Source organism: Chroococcidiopsis sp. [FACHB-1243] (assembly GCF_014696895.1).
Classification (GTDB): Bacteria; Cyanobacteriota; Cyanobacteriia; order Cyanobacteriales; family Chroococcidiopsidaceae; genus Chroococcidiopsis.
The window spans coordinates 1-4,030 of the sequence record NZ_JACJQX010000117.1; the positions used below are offsets into that span (position 1 = coordinate 1).

Annotated in this window: 8 protein-coding genes and 1 pseudogene; 3 read left to right on the top strand and 6 right to left on the bottom strand. The window is 45.8% G+C overall.

Annotated elements, in window-relative coordinates; translation table 11 throughout:
- Together H6G17_RS32155 and H6G17_RS32160 are read left to right on the top strand one after the other, a co-directional pair.
- Positions 1-149: IS1 family transposase (locus H6G17_RS32155; protein WP_242038723.1), on the top strand; the 149-nt coding region annotated here is incomplete at its 5' end.
- Positions 146-367 (top strand): hypothetical protein, encoded by a 222-nt coding sequence (locus H6G17_RS32160; RefSeq protein WP_192162778.1) that lies wholly within the window; start codon positions 146-148, stop codon positions 365-367. The genes H6G17_RS32155 and H6G17_RS32160, both read left to right, overlap by 4 nt.
- Before the next feature lie 11 nt (positions 368-378).
- Here the strand turns inward: H6G17_RS32160 and H6G17_RS32165 are convergent, their stop codons facing one another.
- The 6 genes from H6G17_RS32165 to H6G17_RS32190 form a co-directional block, all read right to left on the bottom strand.
- Positions 379-801 carry a type II toxin-antitoxin system VapC family toxin gene (locus H6G17_RS32165; protein WP_192162781.1) on the bottom strand — a complete coding sequence of 141 codons (423 nt, stop codon included), beginning with the start codon at positions 799-801 and terminating at the stop codon, positions 379-381.
- Positions 801-1,046, bottom strand: coding sequence for an Arc family DNA-binding protein (locus H6G17_RS32170; RefSeq protein ID WP_192162783.1), 246 nt, complete (start codon positions 1,044-1,046; stop codon positions 801-803). Before H6G17_RS32170 ends, H6G17_RS32165 begins: the two co-directional genes overlap by 1 nt.
- Positions 1,047-1,190: 144 nt before the next feature.
- Positions 1,191-1,931, bottom strand: a complete 741-nt coding sequence (locus tag H6G17_RS32175; RefSeq protein ID WP_192162785.1) for a hypothetical protein — start codon at positions 1,929-1,931, stop codon at positions 1,191-1,193.
- A 1-nt stretch (position 1,932) separates the two neighbouring features.
- Positions 1,933-2,451: a hypothetical protein gene (locus H6G17_RS32180; RefSeq protein ID WP_192162788.1), complete on the bottom strand. Its 519-nt coding sequence runs from the start codon at positions 2,449-2,451 to the stop codon at positions 1,933-1,935.
- 104 nt (positions 2,452-2,555) lie between these two features.
- Entirely contained in the window at positions 2,556-3,068 is a 513-nt protein-coding gene (locus tag H6G17_RS32185; protein ID WP_192162790.1) for a Uma2 family endonuclease, read from the bottom strand.
- Between the two features lie 72 nt (positions 3,069-3,140).
- Entirely contained in the window at positions 3,141-3,284 is a 144-nt protein-coding gene (locus tag H6G17_RS32190) for a DUF4058 family protein (protein WP_192162793.1), read from the bottom strand.
- 343 nt (positions 3,285-3,627) lie between these two features.
- Between H6G17_RS32190 and H6G17_RS32195 the strand changes: the two are divergent.
- Positions 3,628-3,837, top strand: a pseudogene (locus tag H6G17_RS32195) (Uma2 family endonuclease); the annotation flags it as partial.
- Positions 3,838-4,030: the final 193 nt, after the last annotated feature.

The window sequence follows — 4,030 nt, forward strand, 5'->3', positions numbered from 1 at the left end:
ATCAGATTGAACGATTCAATAATACCTTCAGACAACGGGTTTCTCGACTAGTAAGAGAAAGTCTATCATTCTCCAAACAGTTGAACAATCATATTGGAGCGATTTGGGACTTCATTCATGGCTACAATGCCCATCTGAGCAGGGTTTGAGCCTCACCACTACTTCCACATCACTACCCAAACAGATTTCATCTAGAGCACTCTCCGAAACCGCCCTGAATTTCCTGACTATACACACTGCTGATGTGGGGAAGAAATATTCAACAGCCAAACTTCAACCAACGGCATTCCCAAACCTTGTTGTAGTGCCAGCAGAGAAATCACCTCGCCATCGTGCTGCAACAGAAGCGGCGATCGCGATTGCCTAGATAGCTGGGCACTAGTAATTGCCTAAATACTGGACGAATTCTAGTTGCGAACTCACGGCATTGTACAACCGCAAGTCGGCGGTTACGAGTTTGGCTGGCATGAAAGCCGCGAGTGCTAGATACAGCGCATCATAAACAGTGCGGTCAAAACGACTGGCTAAGCTGTAGGCTTGACGTAGAAAAGTTTGTGATTCCACTGTAGGAATCGAGAGCAGTAGTAGATCCTCAATCGTGCCGATTGCTTCTGTTGGAGTAATTAGGCTCAAACGCTGTTTTTTCCATGTAATATTACTAACTTCAGTCAAAATTAAATCCGGTGCTACCAAGTCTACTGCACCTGACATCCAGTCAGATTGTAAGGTAAGCGCCTGTTGCTGTAACTCTTCAGGAAAGAACCATTTTGCCACGACGTTACTATCGACCACTAGTAGCATCAACGACTCCGATCTTCGGCGACCAGTTCGGCTGAATTGGGCGTGAGTCCGACTCGGGAAGCGATCGCTTCTCGTCGCTGCCCCAAGCGCTGCCAAACTTCAGCACTAGGACGCTGTTGAAGTTTGAGGGAGCGCTCCAACAATACCAAAATCTGCTGGTTAACCGAACGCCGTTCAAGTTCAGCCATTTGCTTGAGCTGCTGATACAGCTCGTCAGGTACATCCCGCAAACTAATATTTACCATGCGATCGCCTCATATTTGATAGCAAAATTATAGCACAAATATGGCGAAATGCTATTATGATGAGTTGAACGGCTAACTAGTTGTTGACTAACTTTTAATTTTTCATCGCTCGTTGCCGATCTACAGTGAACCATTTCTTCGCTGTCAGGCAGCAATATCAGGCAAAGAAACCCAGATTCCAGTCGGACTGTAAAAGTCTTCGCGCTGCTCCAAGTCAAAACCGCCCAGCAGAACAGCTAACCAGGTTTTCACCAGTATGTCTCCTAAATCTTTTTCCAGTGTAGCTGGGTACTGTACCTGCTGTACTATTTCAATCAAAGGCAAGCACTTTTGGGACGTATTAGCGAAACAATCGGCGATCGCACGCTTCCACATCGAAAAATCTTCAATATGAGCAAGCGCGAGAAGAAGGTCTTTTTGCTCTGCATCAGATAGGGTGGAATTATCTTCTGCTTCTAGTTGTTTTACCATTGCCAATACGGCTGACTTATCTACTTGTCCGACTAGAGAGTTATTAGTAGCGCTCGCAGTTGGGGGCTGTCGATTTTGAGGATACTGTACTGCTTGGGGTGGTTCGAGTAAATCCGACAAATCCAAGTGTAGCGACTGCACGAATAGATCGGCACATTCATCGATATCGACAACTGGTTCGGTTGGATTGTACTGGCTTTCCCATTCCCAAATCAGTGACTCTGCCCGTGCCGCGTAAACTGCTGCGATTCGCGCTAATCCCTCCGCTCCAATCGCCAACTGTTGTGCCAAAGTACGACTTTCCATGACTCGCTCTAGAGATAGCAGTAGCGCTCGCACGTCCACCGTTTCGGGAGCAAAGGTAGCATCATCCAATGCCTGCCACAAATCTAATTCGAGCTGTACGATTTCCACGCTAACTATTTGGGTGCAAGGGACAGGGGTGAATCGGGCAATTGGTTGGATGCAGTTCTACCGTAGAACGGAAGCGCTCAATTTTGACTCTACTATGACTAGAAAATCCCTCTAATATCCTCATCAGTAACATTCTCACTTGTGCTTCCGCCAGTCCCAAACAATGTACCGGTTCGATTTTTGCGACTCGATGGTTTCCCATCCACAGTTCGGCTCCAATTGCGTGTAGGGGCGAGTCTTTTGTTTCTCGGTAGAAGTGAGCGATCGCGGCTGGAGCGGCTGGAGCGGGAATTTCCAAAATCTCTGTCTGCGTTGGTGGCGAAAGTTCTGGCGCGATCGATTGGCGGCGGTGTTGTTTGCGGTTGTAGTTTCGTACACCACGATCGCGATAGTAGGAGCGGCGATTGTGACAGCGATCGTCGTTCCAGCAGCGATCGCCATCAGTTCCGTGTGTGAACTTAGCTTCAGTCACGCTCAGTTTCGAGCATAAGCTGCATTTTTCTTGGCTGGGGCGAGACATGACTACTTTCTCAATGGAGCAAGTGGTTGCGTTGCTAAGTCTACAAGTAGAGAGATAGTGAGATTCCTTCACGCCTAAAGGCTGTGCTGCAATTAAGTTTTGTATCAGCTCGGGAAAAACTGCCCGATTTCAATTTTCTTTTCTGGAAAAGCCAAGGCTGTAACCCAATCGCCTGGATGAACGAAAAACTGCTGTAAGTATTCGGAATTGTGCGGATGGCGGAAAATCCTGATACAACCAGCATTTACATCTGCTACCCAATAATTGCTCACTCCACTACGGGCATAGGTAGCAAGTTTTTGATTAATGTCAAATAACAATGTTGCGTCTGACACTTCAACCAACAAAAATAAATCCTCTACAGTGGGATGCCGATCGTAGTAGTTACGCTCGTTAATCCGAACTAATGCAATATCTGGTTCTGGATCGGAGCGATCGCTTAAAACAATTGGCTTTTGGCTCCTTACTGCTGCCACCCCTTCAAACAGCACTCTGAAATATTTCTCAATGTTGTCACTAATTGCTGCATGCGGTGGTTTTTGTGCTGCCATTAAAATTATCTGCCCTTCGATTAGCTCGGTGCGTTCTTCAGGTTTGAGAATGCCGCATTCTGCCATCTAGCGATATTCGTCAACGGTAAAAAGTCTTGTTGTTTGTATGGCATTCATAGTGGTGCAGTTGAGATCGCGTTAAAAATTTCCCGCTAGATCGCTACTACCGCTTGCAGTAGCGGCACTAAAACATCTGCGAATCTGATTTGCCAGTGCCGAATGCACGTCCGACCACAAATATCCCTCAAGGTAAGGGTTGATCGCGGGAGCGAGAGAAGGCATAGCATCACATTCAAAAATAAAGTGGACAGGTGTTCGATCTTATTACGCGACTAAACCATATATTTCTAAAGGGACAGAAAGACTTGTCCACTTTATTCAGAATCAACCCCATAGAAATTAGCTAACAACAATAGGAATGTTGTACAACTTCAAGGGTCAAGCTTATAGAACGCTTGTACCATTCTAAATTTAGTCGTAGTATAGCCGTATATAAAATAATTATAATTATTTTATATACAGGGGGTGATATACTAGTAAAACTGAAACCATAAGTTGACCAACTAGCTCGATTTTTGATTTCAGCTCCTATGCGATCGCGTTCCTCATGGTGCAAGAGAAAGCTATGTCGGCTGAAACCACGAAATCACAGGAAATATCTTCTCACCAGGCAATAGGTTGGTCAGTGCCAGAACCCCCTAGCGATTTGATTTTTGACGATGGAGAACCCTTGGAAACCAACCGCCACCGGATTGCGATGAACGTGTTAATCGATTCGGCATTATTGGCACTGTCCGATCGGTCGGACTTTTTTGCTGGCGGTAATATGTTCGTTTACTAGTATTACAGTTGTATTTAAGCAGAGGAAAGACCAGCTCGTTTTTGAAAATGCTAGTAACGCGCAGTCGCGTTCTGGGGCACGTCGCTAATAAGACCACTGTAAAATGTGTTCGAGACACCAAACCGTAGGAAATAAGAGTCTAGATACCCATCGCTTCATCTGCCAAATACTTAGATGGATAATAAAC

What these genes read in the sequence shown, in the direction of transcription:
- H6G17_RS32170 (WP_192162783.1), bottom strand. Translation starts at nt 1,046, where the DNA reads ATGGTAAATATTAGTTTGCGGGATGTACCTGACGAGCTGTATCAGCAG.
- H6G17_RS32180 (WP_192162788.1), bottom strand. Translation starts at nt 2,451, where the DNA reads ATGTCTCGCCCCAGCCAAGAAAAATGCAGCTTATGCTCGAAACTGAGC.
- H6G17_RS32190 (WP_192162793.1), bottom strand. Translation starts at nt 3,284, where the DNA reads ATGCCTTCTCTCGCTCCCGCGATCAACCCTTACCTTGAGGGATATTTG.
- H6G17_RS32165 (WP_192162781.1), bottom strand. Translation starts at nt 801, where the DNA reads ATGCTACTAGTGGTCGATAGTAACGTCGTGGCAAAATGGTTCTTTCCT.
- H6G17_RS32185 (WP_192162790.1), bottom strand. Translation starts at nt 3,068, where the DNA reads ATGGCAGAATGCGGCATTCTCAAACCTGAAGAACGCACCGAGCTAATC.